Here is a 15,755-nt window from a genome sequence, read left to right on the forward strand (position 1 = left end):
ACTGTACTGTCACTTGGTAACGTGCCATCTGCGGCAACACTGCTTGGATCATTGCCCGCTGCTACACTACTAGTATCCGCCATGTATCCCGTCTCTACCGGTGAACTAACTGCGATTTCATTATTGCTTGTCAGCGTCCAATCACCGTAGGTGACTGTTGGTTCTGCACTATCCAAGTTTGTAATTGTGGCATTTCTTGAATATTCTTNATCTGATTCAAACTATCCTCATCTACACCCGCGGGATACTTTGGACTACTACTATCACTTGGATCTATTGGATCACCTTCTGTTTTAGGCTCGTCATAATTTACCAAAATTGAAGAAGCAACATAGTGTAACGTTATAACGTTTGAAGAGGAATTATCCGAAACAGTAAATTGCTTACCATTTTCATCCGTATCCTCAGCAATATATCCGTTAATCGTTGGAACCGAAATTGTGACACTGCCACCGGCAATATTTTTCAAATTAAGATTTGGATCAACGGAAACCTGATCATTGATAGATTCACCATTTTGATCAACATAATTTACCGTAAAGTTGTATGCGTCAGCATACGTTAATGTCACAATATTACTCCCCGTTGACACCTGTTGATTGATATCTGTGGACATCAATATATAATCAGACGGATTGTAATTTTCATCTGCAGTGCTTAATTTCGCATTTGTAATTGTGTCACCATATTTAAATACATCTGTAATTGTAGTATCTGAAACTTCAGATATTGGACTACCAGATTCATCAACATGTTTTACAGTGACAGTTTCATTGTCGGCCGCATAAAACAATTTAATCGTAATTCCAGAACTACCATCGGCAACGTCATTCAGTCCGATTAATTTTGTAATATCCCCACTGCTGTATGCCTGCTCAACACCATCACCTAGATCATAACCAACAATGTGATATCCAGTAATATTGAAATCTGAATCATTAACAGAAGAAACCGCATAATTTTCAGTATAATAAGCTGAATTGCTTCCAGTAGTATCATCGGCTAGTTCATCATCAGTACCTTCCAAAATATGCTGAAATGAAACGGTAGTAGTTTTAGGTTCGTAAGTATACACAATGTTTGAGGTTTGCGGAATAAACGGACTAACAACCGTCGTCGTTGTTCCACTGGAAGCAGTTGCTGGAGTCGTATTTCCATTTGTACTTGCTCCCTCACCTGTTAAAGTCCCCGAAGAATATACAGTAGTTTCATCATCTGGTGAAGTAATCGTATATGACAAAACTCCATTAGCAATATCAACAACTGTATACGTTATTACATACTCCGCCGTCGAATTATGCACTAGTACTTTCAAGACTTGGCCATCGCTTGTAAAGGGTGATAGTACACCTTCACCATTGTTATCGTCTGCAGCTGTTGGAGTAATAAATCCGTCAATATCTACAGGATCCGCAGTGTCATATTCTTCCCCCGCTTGCCCTTTTTGAACAACTTCATCAATATCCTGCCCAGTGACTACATCAGTTACATTTACCTCATCAGTACCTGATGTATTGTTTGTATCTGGGAAAGATTCCACATACTGAGTAGTCTGATAAACATAATTTACCTTTGGCATAAATTCGTTAGTATATACATTATAATTGGTCGATAAGGTACCAGCGGTATCCTTGAATGTCTGTGGTGTGGAACCATTAGTTGCGCCTTTTGTTTGATATATACTATATATAACGATAATGCCATCACTAATAAAATCGGCATTGCTTGTAATTCCTTGAGATACCTTTGGCACATCAGAAGATTTTTCCACATCAATACTTCCATCATCATTATAAACTTCCCAATAACCCCCAATTTCTGCAGATGCACCATCAGCAATAGTAGTTGCTGTATCCTGACCTGTTGTGGTTATAAAGTGGGCAACAATGGAATTCTGGTTACCATCTTCATCAGTTGTAGTTGTAATTTCCAAATAGTTATTAATCTTGCTCGTTGTGGTCAACCGTCCACCCGAATCATACGCAGAAGTTCGCGTAACTGATGCAACTTCAAGAATTGTATGCTCAGTAGCATCTTCTCCTGTAGAAGCGGTTGAGTACTTGCCGTCAGGATTTCTGCCGGAATCATCGGCTGTGGTTCCGCTAGTAACTGTAAAACCGGCTGGCATTGGTTCAGTAACCGTTAAACTGCCATCTTGAGGAGTATCTGACGTATCATCACTCTCCGATGTTGCCAATGCTCCAGTAACCAATAAACTGCTATTATCCGTATTCGATGATGCAATCGTATCCTTAGTTGAATCAATTGTTTCCTGAGTTGTATTTCCTAAATCAACCTCAACAACGTTTGAGTCATTAGAACTACTTTCACTAGCCACTGATGCACTAGAATTCGTGACACCAGAGTCACTTTGCACAGTGGACCCAGAACTAGTCACTGATGTACTTGCACTACTAGTAGCTTGACTTGCACTTGAAGCACTTAAACTAGCTGAAGATGCGCTCGCACTTGAACTGTCATTGGTAGCTGATGATACTGCATCAGTACTTACAGCTGAAGATGATGCCGAACTTGCACTGGCGGTACTTGTTGAAGTAGCAGCCGTGTTGTCTGCACTTCCAGACAACACCACGCTTGTACTGTTAGTTGAAGAACTAGCACTACTTTCTTGTGTCGTTGTGCTCGTTTGATTGGTATCTGCGGAAACCTTATCGTTCCCTAAAGCAAGAGTTGAGCCAAAAATTGATGCAATCGCTATCCCTGCAACTAACCAACTTTTGCCACTCTTATACATTTTAAAATGCACTTTTTTATCTGAAACCATAATTTGACCCCTCCCGATGTATTGCTTTAATTAATTATGGAAGCATTATTATATTCATAACGATTTTATTCTTACATACGTACATAGTCAACATGTTCGTACATATTTTTCACCTATCAAAGTATAAACGTATAGTATAACTAATACTAATATGTATTTATTACTAATATAGATACATACTAATTAAAAAACTTATTAAAGAAACTCCCCATCTACCGCCTCTATTAGTTTATTTTAACGCCCTCTGTAAAAATGATACCAACATACGCATTTTAAATTGTGTCTATCATTTCTAAAATAATAAAAAAATCATTTTGATAATCTTACCAAAAACAACAATTTTAATTATTGCACTATAAAAATTATATATCATTAATCAGGTGTGTAGCTTCCTTGACAACGAATATTTTTATTTTTTTGACACTAGCTTTAATCCATATAAAAAGGTCCATCAAAAAATGATGGACCTCGAAACAATTAACACTGTTAAAAAGCTAAAAACGAAACATTGATCCAGTTGTAAGTTAAATAATTAAATTGAAAACAAAGATTATTTAACTTTCTTAATCATCAAGATCAAGATTGCGCCAACCAAGCACATAATTCCAGCTGCTGGGAACATCATTCTGTAACCAATTGCACCAATAATAATCGATGCGCAGATTGGTCCAAAAACTTGTCCAAGAGAGTTAGCCAAGTTAACAATTCCTAAATCCTTAGCAGCATTATCAGGGTTGGGCAATACTGAAACATTCAAGGCCTGATCCACTGAATTATACATTCCCATTGCCGCACCGCTTAATCCAGCATAGACAAACATCGTCCAGGGAGCAGGATCAATCGCCGGAATGGCAACACCAAGCCCCATGGCAACGGTCGAAACAGCAACTAACAACTTAAGACTGTGAAATTTATCTGCCAACGGTCCACCAAGAATTGCGAATGAAACACCCGTAATCAATAAAATCATCGACATAATCGATAAGTTCGCGGTCGCATTGGCTGAAGATAACTTCATATAATCTACGAAAATATAAAGTTGATAACCCGTGATGACGAATTGCGCTGATACAAACAGTAGCTTACCAAAGACGGCCAAATAGAAATCTCGCACATCCCCATGAATTGGGAAAATAAATGCTTCCAACAATTCTGATCCTTTAAGTTTCTTTACCTTTTCGCCTTTATTACTACCATCTCCAACAAGTAATAAACCAATAACGGTAAAGATAACTTCAAATACCATGAAGACATAAATCCCACTGCTGATTCTGGTAATGTATTGTGACGCAATCATCGTCCCAACGGGTGTCCCAATATTCATCCCGACACCATAAAAGGCAGAAATGGAACCCCTGTACTTTTTAGGCGCTTTATCAGCAATGAATGCCACAATTGGTGCAACCATCAAGTTCAATGCAACTTGGAACAATGACCAGTTAACAATAATCCCCGTAATTGTTGTTACCTTTGTCAGAAAATAGAAACAAATTAATGTTGTGAACATCCCCAGAACAATCCAAGGATTTCTTTTACCCCAACGGCTAACGGTCCGATCTGACAACGCACCTTCGATAATATTGGCTACGGTCGCAACGACCATCGCAATTGTTGCTAACACGGCAACAATTTGTACTTTTTGATCCGGTGCAATTTGCTGGATCTTCGCTGGTAGCAAAGTCGAGTTAACACCTAAGTACGGAACTAACCATCCCAATAATCCAAACAATAGTCCAAATCCTAGGCGATAAGGAAATTTACCTTTAGGTTCCGCCTCTGGTGCTACTTGTTTTTCGTCCATAATTTTCATCCTCCTAGTAAATTGAAAATTACCAGTGATGCTTTTTTGTGCGTCCAAACTAAACTATCTAAAATTATTGCTAAATAAAAGGGGCTCAAAACTAGAAATAAATTTAGTGTTCTCATTCCTAGTAAGAGTCCCCCTCTAATGACAGCATTGCCACTAGTAAATTTTCAATTATAAAGTTTTATTAACTGAATATTTTTAGATTACTCCTGCCACAATGAATCTAATGACACCTTGCCATCTACAAACGGTCCAGGGATCGTTGATACGCCACGGTGGTTACCAAAATAATCTTCATTGAACGTGATGTCATCCCCATCAGGCGTTTCAAATCGTTCTTCTGGTTCAAATGCTTCTCCAAGAAGATCTGAGTCAATAATGTTGTTACTAAAATCTCCGATAAAGTCATACAAATTAGTCTTAACAACCGGCTTACCATCTTGTTCAGTTAGTTCAAAGTCCACCTTGTCCTTGTCGTTAACAAGTGCATGGGTTTCTTTCTTCCAGCCTTTGGCACCATCTAGATAGACATTGCCACTGGCCCAAACTGGTAAGTGTGCAAACTGGGCAACTTGTAATTCTGCCATATCATTTTCTTTGGCCATCTTGCCCTCCAAACGTTTGAATGGCTCGTACCATTCGTCGTAGGTTGGATAGTCATCAAAGACTGCAGTCCCAACTTCTTCGTTTTCTTCAGGATGTGGATCGTCAGCCGCCCACTTTTGAATGAAGATGTTGTTGTAGAAACGATCATCACCATGCAGAATCGTTTGAAATCCGGCCACTTCGGTACGGTGACGAATGTGATATGGCGTGAACCGTGGTTGAAGAGCTCCCTCACCAGGATAATCGGTACCAGCACCAACTAAGGTAAATGAACCCAAGATAATATTATGAATAACGGCTAGGCCTTCTGTTGGAATCTTCAATGAAGATTTAGATAACAGTAAGTTGTTATCGATTGTCGTTGGCCCATGGCTAACCTCAACCCAAATATCCTGGCTTGGCATCGCCCCTTCAAGACGAGGTGCCGTGCCATCTGGTGCATAGTTGTGATCAAACAAGTTTTGACTGATTCGAGTTCCTTGAGCTTCCCAGTCACACCACAGTCCCATTGTGCAATGATCAAAGTGATTACGACGAATTGTTACATCAATCGCAGCGTGCATCTTGATACCAGCAATTTCAGCACCTGCCAGTTCCTGCATGTTATTGATATGATGAATATGGTTGTCTTCGATCAGGCTGAATACCCCACCCTGACGTCCGACAATTCCATCTTGCTCGCAATCGTGAATGTTGTTGCGACGAACAATGTGATGACCAATCTTTTCTTTTAACCAGCCATGATATTGTCCCCGACAAACTGCGTCACGTTCCATTTGTGTTGGACTCTTCACGTGTTTGTAAGTAAAGTACTGATCATTTTCAACATCACGATACTTACCCAGCGAAATACCTGCACAGCGGCTATGACTAATATCACAATCTTCAATGATCCAGCCCATCGACCAGTGCGGTCCAATCATACCGTCTTGATATGATGCAGGTGGTGCCCAGGTCGTCGCAGCTTTGTTAATCTTAAAGCCACTGACCGTGATATAATTAACTCCGGTTTCTTGTGGCCAGAACACTTCGCGACGCACGTTAATATCTACATTTTCCTTGTTAGGATCTTGGCCTTGGAAATTGGCATAGATTACAGTCTCGTTCTTCTCCTCATCTTGTTCCGTGTACCATTTGTACACAGAATCTTTTTGATTCCAAGAACGAGCATAAATCTCACCTTTAATACATTCATCTAATGTGAGTGTCTCGTATAATTGCAAATCATTGAGGTAAACCGCACCAGTATGCTTACTTACTGGGCCGTTATACCAGTCACCTCTAACAAAGGTGGTGTACGGGTTATATGAACCGAACAAACTATTGTTAATTCTAACAACCCAAACATTGTCCTGATACTTCTCCCAAGTCTTAACTGGTTCTGCACCGGTAATTTCTGCCTTCAATGGTTCAACACTGCGATACGTGATTCGTGCGTCCTTCGTGCCTGCGTGAATTGGATTAACATTCTCGCGGTAAATCCCAGGAAATACGAGTACTTCATCACCCGGCATAGCCATTTTGGCGGCATCACTAACCTTCTTAAAAGGTCGCTCCTTTGTGCCACTGCCGTCAAAGATTGCACTTGCGTCAACATAAATCTTCACAATAACATCTCCTCATCTTTTTACTCAAAACATCCAACACTTTCATGATCCCCTAGCATTGATCTCCCGCTATGGTATAACATTAATCATGTTTACATTTACTATTGTATGAAAGCGCTGCCAAAAATGTTTGAACAAATTACTTTTAATTTGAACAAAATGAAAAGGATAAAGCTACCCATGGATTTAAAACACTTATACATCAAGGCATTAGAGGTGCCAGCAATTGAATTTAAAATAACCGACCGAAGTCCCAAAATTGTTTTTAAGCAGGGTAATATTCTAACTTCCGCTTATATTTCGATCATCAAAAAAATGCCGAGTGACCAAATTTTAAGCATTCAACGACATAGCCAAAATTTATTTTCCATCTGCGTAAATTCAAAAGATTCTCGCTATATTTTTGGCCCAGTAATGCTCACAGATGCAACGCCAAATACTCAGATGAAGGAACAAGAAAAAACAATTTACTTACCACAATTACTTAACTCCTACCCACTGCCGCGTGAACAATGTATTAATCAACTGCTTGTTTTCACCAACATGTTGGATCTTTCATTTACTTATGATGATTTAGAAACCGCATTTCAACAAACTACTCCGTCAGACGAGTTCAGCGATAAGCTCGTTTTGGTTAATTTTAAAGATGAAGGTGCTCACGTCAGTTACGCATACGAAAAAGCACTCAAAACTGCGGTTGAGATTGGCAAGCCTTCAATGATTCACGATGCATTTGTCGGACTGGTAAATTCTGGCAGAATCGGTATTTTGTCAGATGAAAGCGATCTGCGCAATATTAAAGATTGGGGAATCATCTGCACCTCAGTCACTCTGCGTGCCGCCATTGATAGTGGTATGGATTATGACCAAGCCTATTCTCTCAATGATCATTACGTGCGCAACTTAGAAACACTCAAAACCTACGACGAAGTTATGAATACGATTGAAAAGATGTTACGGGATATGGCTCAACGTGTGAGTCAGCTAAAATCCGTGCATCTGTCAGCACCTGTTCGACGAGCCTACGAAATTTTGATGAACGAACCTGAGACTAGAATTACGGTCCAACAATTAAGTAATCAACTAGGAATTTCCTCCCACTATCTCTCTAATATGTTCAAAAATGAAGTTGGAGTACCCCTCTCAAAATTTAAAATGCTAGTCAAAATCAATCGGTCGTTAGAAATCCTCCAAACCACGAATTTACCATTATCTGAAATTGCCGCCATTATGAATTTCTCAGATCAGGCCCATTTAACCCGTGAATTTGAAAAATACGTTGGTGTTTCACCCAGCCAAGCGAGGATTCACCCACATACTACCGACGATTGGCATCTATACAATTTTTTGAAGATTAACATTGGGTAGTCTTCCATGTTATGATAGTACCATTAATGATACCGCTTACTAATATGTTAGTTGGCGGATGACAAATAAAATCGGAGTGATTACCATGAGTATTTTAGGAACCCAAACGTGTGCCGTCTGTGGCAAACAGATTACCCCACCACATTCACGTTATCGAATTGAAAATGATGAGGTAATTTGCAACAGTTGTTACAAAGAAGCACAGATTCAACCTGGTCAAATGCATTTTGGTAAAATCAAAATGACATCAGGTCAAATCAAAAAGCAAATCAGAGATATTGACAAACAAGCTAAATTAGTCGAAAGAAAGGCCTCCTCAATTGAAATTCAACTAAGTGCAACGGGTGTTTCAGCCGCCGCAGTTAGCAAAGTTTCTAAGGAGCAACTTGCTGCCGTCGGTTTAAGTATTCGTGGTAGCGAACGTATTATCACGGCACTGTTTGGCACATTCGAAGGATCAGAATGTTTACTAATGGCAACACACAAAAAAATCATGTTACTGAGCGAGGAAACATTAACCACTTACGATCTCCCATCAGTCAGTAAGCTAGTTGTTCATGATGCCGTGGTAGATTTTAAATTCAATGCAATTCCAGTCACTGTCCACGGTGACGATACTGCTTTAGCACAAAAGTTCGTTGCAACTGTTCAAGAAGAACTGGTTAAATACCAAGTATAAATTATTTGCATTCACCGGCTCAACGCAGTATGATGCGTGCTCAACTTTATTTCCAACCGATCGTTGAAGATCGCTCGTATAATTATTAGTAAGGAAACTCTTACTCGTAATTATTGCGAGCGGTCTTTTTATGTTAATTTAGGGAAAAATAGGTATCATTTCAGCAATCTCTTATCTGGTTTGATACAATGAGGTAAGAAATAAGGAAAAGAGTTGGTAACTTTTTATGGCAGCACTCACCCCACAAATGGGTAAAATATTCTTAATCATTATCAACGTGGCAATGTTGCTCTGGAGCTACTACGTTTTAATGAAACAGTACAACAACGAAGCAGAATACCAAGGCTCCATCTCTATGGCACTTAAATACTTTCATACCGTGCAAGAAGCCACTCAAAAAACCAAAGAGGGCCATTCTCAAGTTATGAAAATGATTGTAACTTACGCACTACCCCCGTTTATTTATGTATTCGTAACGGATTGGTTACTGCAATATACTGGGCAAGCGATGATCCGTTCAATTATTTCAAACGCGTTAATTCTGTTAATATTTGGTGGAATGGCAGTTATTGTCCACGAAATGTTTTCTAACAACCAAATGTATCCATTTAGTCTACGACATATGATGCCATTACGTGGTAGCGTGACGCGAGTCGTCATTGATATGGTTCGCAAACGAATTGGTGAACAAATTAATACTGGTGGATTCAGTTTTTACAACAAATACAACGCCTATGATCCACTGAACGTAGACTACGCATTTTTGACAAAACCTTGGCGTCAAATTCATTCTGTTGATATCGAAAAAATGATCGTAAAATACCAGCATGAAGAATGGTGGCAACCACTTGATATCAACGAGCGCATTACTTTAGGAATGTATTTTAATAACGCCCAAATGACCCTTGAAGCAATGGCTGATAAATACGATCAACAAAGTGATGAGGAAAAACACAAAGAATTTATGCGCAACAAACACACTAGTCAAATTATGTTTTTAGTCATTGCCGCAATTATTATTATGCCGTTAATATAAGTCTAAGCACACAATTTATTAATAACTGTGTGCTTTTTGTTTATTTATCATACATATATAACTAATAATATTATTGATAAGCCGTATACTAGTTGCTATATTGTAAGCGTGATCAATTGAGACAGGTTGGTTACAAAAAGCACAAATTCGAGACCCCTTTCCCGAGTTTTTGCGAACCTTCTTTCTATTTTTTTGTCACATCATTTACAGTGCGGTGAATGGTGGGCGCATTTTGGCATTCCTGAATCAAGTTTCGATTGGCGACGGGGATGTCTTTTTTGCGTCAATTTTTCTATTGAGCCACCACGTGATATGGGTTAGGTAAATTATTAGCAATTTTTTCGTTAGTCACAAATTGAAGTTCCTGGGCCACGATTTCCTTTGCTTGGGGATTTTCGTAAACGTCAAGCTTATAATCAATTTCCTTTAAATTATCAGCAATCTTTTGTTGCTGAAGCTCTACTTCATGACGGTGTTTTTTAAGTAAAGCTTTTCTCTGTTCAATGGTTGCTGGTCCACCCATTACGTACTTAATATATTGACGAATATCATCTAATTTCATTCCCGTATCTTTGAGACAGCAAATCGTATGAATTAAATTAAGGTCGCCATCCGTGAATTCACGGTAACCGGATTGGTTTCTAGCAACAAATGGTAGCAATCCTTGTTTGTCATAAAATCTGAGAGTGTAGATTGATAAGTTTACCTTTTCTGAAACTTCTTTGATTGTATAAGTCATTTTGAACCTCCGTAAGGCTAGATGTAGCTCTAGGATTTTTTTACATAATACACTTTATTTTTTTTAGATACAATTTTTAAATTAGTAGTTGTTTCTTAACAAGCGTGCACCAGATTAATATATAAACTAACTATTTAACCATGTTACAGTGAAAAATCATACTCTGATTAACACTAAAAACACCACATCAATTATTAGTGTTAATATGAAAAAATAATGATCTTCAATTTTTAAATAACTGAATGATAAAAATAACGCACTATTTTTATCAAACGGACCATTCGCAAGCTTTCATGAAATTGATGACTTTGACATTTTCACTAACAGAAAGGAAAAAAATATGCACAAATTTAAACTACTCAATAATTGGCCGATTAATGTTCCTAATATTAGCCAAGAAGAAAAAGACTATGCAAACAAACTATTCAATAATTCCAATGTTTGGCAAACCAACCCAAGTTTTGTAATACCTGATGGTAATGAGAAAATACTAGATATGGCAACTCTTGCATTGGAATATGAAGCAGTTAGTTATAAAGATAGCTACGATTTTTACACAGTTGACCTTTTAACGGCCTACACAAACAGTCATGATTCTGCGGAACAAACAATCAGTAACATCAAGACCGCTATAAATGACAAATTATCTCAAAAGTCCTTGGTACTATACATAGCTGGATTGCTTCGGTTAAAAGAATTTTTTCCAACCGACTACCAACAATTGCAACAATGGATTCTTGAATATATCGACAGCGATCATCCAACGCTTGATATACCTTACATTTGTACGGTTGCTACCAAATCAGAATACGTAAATAGTTTTTGTAAATTAAATGGCATTAACTTTAATCCTGATATTACTCAGTCAAGGTCAGAACTCACAATTCGACAACTGCAACATTCTGCCCACCAAGTCGCAGTGGACCATGGTTGGTGGAACGAACCTGATGAATTTGGAACCTTAATTGCGCTAGCCCACTCTGAACTGAGTGAGGCATTGCAGGCTGACCGAAAAAATGTCGATCCTGACGACCCACATGGTGTACCAACTGAACTTGCTGACTGTATTATTCGGATACTAGACATGGCCGACTACTATGGTTGGGATATGCAAGAAGTGCTAGAGAAGAAAAATGAAGTTAATAAACACCGGGCTTTTAAACATGGTGGCCGTAAATACTAATTTAAAATATCGATCAATCATGATTGGATACGTTTGGTAACTTATTTATGTATTTACTAAAACTGTTCAAATTTGCGTATTATGTATTTTCACCAAATGGTTACGCCTAATTGTCGGTTGTGCTTTTCCATTTTGCTTCGCTGAAACGTGCCAAAAGTAACTGCTCCACATAATATAATGCACCCTCACTCAATCCCCATACCCCGGGGATTAAGTGAGGGTGCATTATATTAATGGAGCAAAACGTTACTTTTGACACTCTGATTTAGGCCGAAATAATCTTCGAAACAATTCCTTCAAAATTGGCATTGTGTTTTAAGAAATTAATCTTCTTTCTACTTGAGGCACCATCAAATAACTCGATTAATTGAAACGCTCTATTTCTGTTAATCTTTTCAACCGATTTAATTTGTTGATCTGAATCATCTGTAATAATACTTTGAGCCTCAATTCGATTCTGAGCTCGAACCACAAATGCACTCTGGTTCAAATACTGGCATAGAAAATAATATCGCTGTCGTTTATTTTCAGCACTTTTCTTGGTTTCATCATCCAGCAAAGGAGCTTTTTTAATTAACTCCTCAACTTTACCAATTTCACTTTGAAGCTGAATATACTCCTTACACAATAAACAGACATCTTGTTCACGGCCAATTTGATGATGTTCAACTTCAACTCTATCGTGCTCGTCAATTACATCGACACATTCACTGAATAAAATGCCACGATATTTTTTTAATTTATTTTTGTCAGTCGTGTTTTTTTCAACCATCTCAATCACTCGATTCTAAATAAATCATTTATTTAAATGAAACACTATGTATGTCACAATCACTTACTAAATGTATGAATTAACTTTTATTTTATCATGGAATCCGATTTCGTCCATGACTAAACATTAAAAATCAATAAGACAAATCAAATTAAATGTCGTTGACAGTATCTTATCACGTTTTTCCAAGTGTCCACAATAAAAAACATCCCTGTTGCTAATCGGAGTTTTAGCGAGGGATGCCAGGATGTGTGTGTTACCAGACGCACTTTCTAGTAACGCTTTGAGGAATAGAAAAAGGATCTGCATTCAGCTTATGGCTACTGAATACGCTTTCAATATACCAAGGAGTTATCAATTGTGCAACCCCTTAAACCAAATTTGTCCTAATAAATTTTTTTATTTTTTTCGATTACCACAGTTTTCCTAACTTATACGAAAATCTATATAAAAAGCAATCAACGTAATAGTTGACTGCCCAAAAAGAATTAACCAAAATAATTAATTTTCGATTAGATCACGATGTCTGTAAACTAAATACCCAATAATAAATAGGACCATTCCCAATAATGTCATCCACCAAAATGTATCCCACTGAATTTGTTTCGTTGGCACATTATTAATCCATCCATATGGTGAGACTTGTTGTAACGACTTAGGTAATTTTACTAAGGGACCAAAGTACAGGGAAAAAATTCCGTAAACTGGAACAATCCAAGCGACCGTTTGAATTCTTGGCCAAAGTGCCACCAACAATGCAGCAACGCCACCAGCAATTAAAATCGCCGGCCAAAAAGCGATAAATGATCTTAAAAAGCGGCTAACTAGCACTGGACTCTTCATACTAGCATTGCCCACAACTGCCATTCCAAGAACCGCTAAAAATAATGTCCCAGTTCCCACAACCATCGCATGGATCGAATAACTGAAAAACATTTTGCCTCTTGAAATCGGCTTAGCATGCATCATTTCCAAGTATCCCTTCCGTTCATCACCGTTGATCCTAAAAATGGTGATGAGTATCGGAATTGTAGCGACCACCGCAAAAACAAGTGATAGCTTATTTGCAAACGACATAACAATTGCTCGATTAGCAGAGCTGACTGCTCCAGAACTTAATAGCTGGGCGATCGTTGGATTAGTTTTCATCAAGTTACCGATGGTTCCAAAGATCGAACCATACATCGCTCCCAAGACGAAAAGACTGGCAAACCAAACAGCAAAGCTGACACGATCTATTCTCATCAATAACGTCAATGGCCCACGTAAAAATACTGAAGCTTTGTTACGACCATCTCTTTGTGCAATTAGTCCCGCACCAATGTCACGAGTTGCTGAAATACCCACAGTTACTGCCAAAATAACAATACTCATTGCTAGTATGAGCAATACAGGTCCCCAATTATTACCGTTATACAAATTAAGTTTTTCAATCCATCCGTACACGGTCCACCAAGTATAATCTGGATTTTGAATATCTGTTACCATTCTAGCAACAAAAGTAATACCTAAGACCAAATAGCTCCAAATAGTGGCACTTCGCGCATTATTAAAAATTTGGGCTGTCAGTAAAGAAACCATGCCAAACATAAACCCGAATGCGGCCAATCCAATGCCAAAAAGCCAACTACCATTGGCGGTAGTACCACTCATGCTAGCGGCCTGAATGCCAATTACTTCAATAACACCAGCAACCAAATTAATAAATACTAACTCACCAACAGATGCTAGCAATGGGCTTTGACGTCCAACACCATGAGCTAAAACGTATTCAGTCACCCCATCGTCTTCTTCGCTTCTAGTAGCATGAATCGCAAAATAAATATTCATCATTGCAGCAATTAATCCCATGAAAACAACCATCTCAGCACCATAAATTACTGCGACTGTATAAGGCTTATTGGCAGTAAATGGTCCAAGTAGTGATACCATTGCGGGTGTTTTCAAAGTTGTCACGATTGAATTCATCGAGGCCTTCGATCCGTATAAGCTATCAAACTTACCAGCTGCACCGGCCATCATTCCTGCTAAAACGGCAATCCAGACGACAATTTTTAACCAGTCACGACGTAGATTCATTCTGGTTAGACGCCCGACATTCGCAAATCTATTCGCCATCATGACTATCACCTTCCTGGTTGTAGTAGCGTAAGAAGAGATCCTCCAGTGTTGGTGGAGTACTTTGTAATCCCACAATCTCTAGATTGCTGACTGCACTGATAATCTGATTTAGTTTCTCAGAGTCAACTGAAAAAACAGCTTTATTAGCAGACTTGGCGTCAAAATTGTGAACACCGTCCATTGTCTCAAGTGAAGCAACAGGTTGTTTAGTAGTCACGGTGACGACTGTTCGACTCAATTGACGCATTTCGTCTAAAGTACCAGTTTCAATGATCGTGCCCTCACGAATAATCCCAATCCGATCACACATCCGTTCTACTTCACTTAGAATATGTGAAGATAGCAGCACACTTTTACCATCATTTTTTAACGCCAATACCTCATCTTGAAAAACTTCTTCCATCAGTGGATCAAGTCCACTTGTTGGTTCATCGAAAATATATAATTCTGCGTCACTTGAAAATGCGGCAATCAGCGCGACCTTCTGTCGATTTCCCTTTGAGTATGTCCTGCATTTCTTGCTTGTGTCCAAATCAAATTTTTTAATTAGTTCATCTGTCCTGGCACTGTGTTTTTGGCTGTTTAACTTTAAAAACAAATCAATGACTTCGCCACCGGTTAGATTAGGCCACAGATAAACATCCCCCGGCACGTATGCCAATCGCTTGTGAATTGATACAGCGTTGCTCCATACGTTCTGTCCAAACACCGTGGCAGACCCACCACTAGATCTCAAAATTCCCAATATCGTCCTAATTGTGGTCGACTTCCCCGCGCCATTGGGACCAATAAAACCAAATACTTCCCCTGCTTGAACATTAAATGTCACATCTTTCAATGCCTGAAATTTACCGAACCGTTTTTGCAAATGCTTTATTTCAACCACATTATCCATCACTATTTCCCCCTTTTCCTGCACGACCAAAGTATAGGTCTTCATTGACTAGCTAGTCAATTAGTCTCGGGTCAACAGTTTTAGACCTTATAATCGTTGATTTAACAGCGTGTAAGGCAAATTATCAGCAGTTATTTTTAAGCCAGTCAATTCATTA

The 15,755-nt window shown here is 38.6% G+C and carries 11 protein-coding genes and 1 pseudogene; 4 read left to right on the forward strand and 8 right to left on the reverse strand.

All coding sequences use genetic code 11. From position 1 onward, the window contains the following. From FD16_RS13360 to FD16_RS09610, 4 genes and pseudogenes are all read right to left on the reverse strand, one after another. On the reverse strand, positions 1-208 hold a 208-nt coding region (locus FD16_RS13360; RefSeq protein ID WP_420835644.1), incomplete at both ends, for a mucin-binding protein. Between the two features lies 1 nt (position 209). Beyond that, positions 210-2,785, reverse strand: a pseudogene (locus FD16_RS13365) (KxYKxGKxW signal peptide domain-containing protein); the annotation flags it as partial. 550 nt (positions 2,786-3,335) lie between these two features. Then, entirely contained in the window at positions 3,336-4,586 is a 1,251-nt protein-coding gene (locus FD16_RS09605) for an MFS transporter (RefSeq protein WP_010623143.1), read from the reverse strand. A gap of 209 nt (positions 4,587-4,795) precedes the next feature. Next, on the reverse strand, positions 4,796-6,805 hold the full coding sequence (locus tag FD16_RS09610; RefSeq protein WP_010623142.1) for a right-handed parallel beta-helix repeat-containing protein: 2,010 nt from the start codon (positions 6,803-6,805) through the stop codon (positions 4,796-4,798). Between the two features lie 180 nt (positions 6,806-6,985). Between FD16_RS09610 and FD16_RS09615 the strand changes: the two genes are divergently transcribed. The 3 genes from FD16_RS09615 (at position 6,986) to FD16_RS09625 (ending at position 9,888) form a co-directional block, all read left to right on the forward strand. Further along, a complete protein-coding gene (locus FD16_RS09615; protein WP_010623141.1) occupies positions 6,986-8,173 on the forward strand; it encodes a helix-turn-helix domain-containing protein in 1,188 nt (395 codons plus the stop codon). Positions 8,174-8,258: 85 nt separating this feature from the next. Further along, positions 8,259-8,852 (forward strand): hypothetical protein, encoded by a 594-nt coding sequence (locus tag FD16_RS09620; protein WP_010623140.1) that lies wholly within the window; start codon positions 8,259-8,261, stop codon positions 8,850-8,852. A gap of 226 nt (positions 8,853-9,078) precedes the next feature. Then, positions 9,079-9,888, forward strand: a complete 810-nt coding sequence (locus tag FD16_RS09625) for a hypothetical protein (RefSeq protein ID WP_010623139.1) — start codon at positions 9,079-9,081, stop codon at positions 9,886-9,888. Positions 9,889-10,180: 292 nt separating this feature from the next. On the opposite strand, the gene FD16_RS09630 is transcribed toward FD16_RS09625, so the two are convergent. Continuing rightward, the gene (locus FD16_RS09630; protein ID WP_010623138.1) at positions 10,181-10,627 is read right to left on the reverse strand and encodes a MerR family transcriptional regulator; all 447 of its coding nucleotides are present in this window, start codon (positions 10,625-10,627) and stop codon (positions 10,181-10,183) included. Positions 10,628-10,967: 340 nt separating this feature from the next. Here FD16_RS09630 and FD16_RS13175 point away from each other — a divergent pair, with 340 nt between their 5' ends. Next, entirely contained in the window at positions 10,968-11,810 is an 843-nt protein-coding gene (locus tag FD16_RS13175) for a nucleoside triphosphate pyrophosphohydrolase family protein (protein ID WP_010623137.1), read from the forward strand. Between the two features lie 265 nt (positions 11,811-12,075). Here FD16_RS13175 and FD16_RS09640 read toward each other — a convergent pair whose 3' ends face one another. The 3 genes from FD16_RS09640 to FD16_RS09650 all read right to left on the reverse strand — a co-directional run bounded on the left by FD16_RS09640 (position 12,076) and on the right by FD16_RS09650 (position 15,598). Beyond that, complete coding sequence (locus FD16_RS09640) at positions 12,076-12,582, reverse strand: hypothetical protein (protein WP_010623136.1); 507 nt, start codon at positions 12,580-12,582, stop codon at positions 12,076-12,078. A gap of 501 nt (positions 12,583-13,083) precedes the next feature. Further along, positions 13,084-14,703 carry an ABC transporter permease gene (locus FD16_RS09645; protein WP_010623135.1) on the reverse strand — a complete coding sequence of 540 codons (1,620 nt, stop codon included), beginning with the start codon at positions 14,701-14,703 and terminating at the stop codon, positions 13,084-13,086. Further along, a complete protein-coding gene (locus FD16_RS09650) occupies positions 14,690-15,598 on the reverse strand; it encodes an ABC transporter ATP-binding protein (RefSeq protein ID WP_010623134.1) in 909 nt (302 codons plus the stop codon). Before FD16_RS09650 ends, FD16_RS09645 begins: the two co-directional genes overlap by 14 nt. Positions 15,599-15,755 lie beyond the last annotated feature (157 nt).

It is taken from the genome of Paucilactobacillus suebicus DSM 5007 = KCTC 3549 (assembly GCF_001434475.1).
Taxonomy (GTDB): domain Bacteria; phylum Bacillota; class Bacilli; order Lactobacillales; family Lactobacillaceae; genus Paucilactobacillus; species Paucilactobacillus suebicus.

Excerpts from the sequence above, each read along its gene's own strand:
- FD16_RS09650 (WP_010623134.1), bottom strand. The coding sequence starts at position 15,598 with ATGGATAATGTGGTTGAAATAAAGCATTTGCAAAAACGGTTCGGTAAA.
- FD16_RS09615 (WP_010623141.1), top strand. The coding sequence starts at position 6,986 with ATGGATTTAAAACACTTATACATCAAGGCATTAGAGGTGCCAGCAATT.
- FD16_RS09625 (WP_010623139.1), top strand. The coding sequence starts at position 9,079 with ATGGCAGCACTCACCCCACAAATGGGTAAAATATTCTTAATCATTATC.
- FD16_RS09630 (WP_010623138.1), bottom strand. The coding sequence starts at position 10,627 with ATGACTTATACAATCAAAGAAGTTTCAGAAAAGGTAAACTTATCAATC.
- FD16_RS09620 (WP_010623140.1), top strand. The coding sequence starts at position 8,259 with ATGAGTATTTTAGGAACCCAAACGTGTGCCGTCTGTGGCAAACAGATT.
- FD16_RS09640 (WP_010623136.1), bottom strand. The coding sequence starts at position 12,582 with ATGGTTGAAAAAAACACGACTGACAAAAATAAATTAAAAAAATATCGT.
- FD16_RS09605 (WP_010623143.1), bottom strand. The coding sequence starts at position 4,586 with ATGGACGAAAAACAAGTAGCACCAGAGGCGGAACCTAAAGGTAAATTT.
- FD16_RS09645 (WP_010623135.1), bottom strand. The coding sequence starts at position 14,703 with ATGATGGCGAATAGATTTGCGAATGTCGGGCGTCTAACCAGAATGAAT.
- FD16_RS13175 (WP_010623137.1), top strand. The coding sequence starts at position 10,968 with ATGCACAAATTTAAACTACTCAATAATTGGCCGATTAATGTTCCTAAT.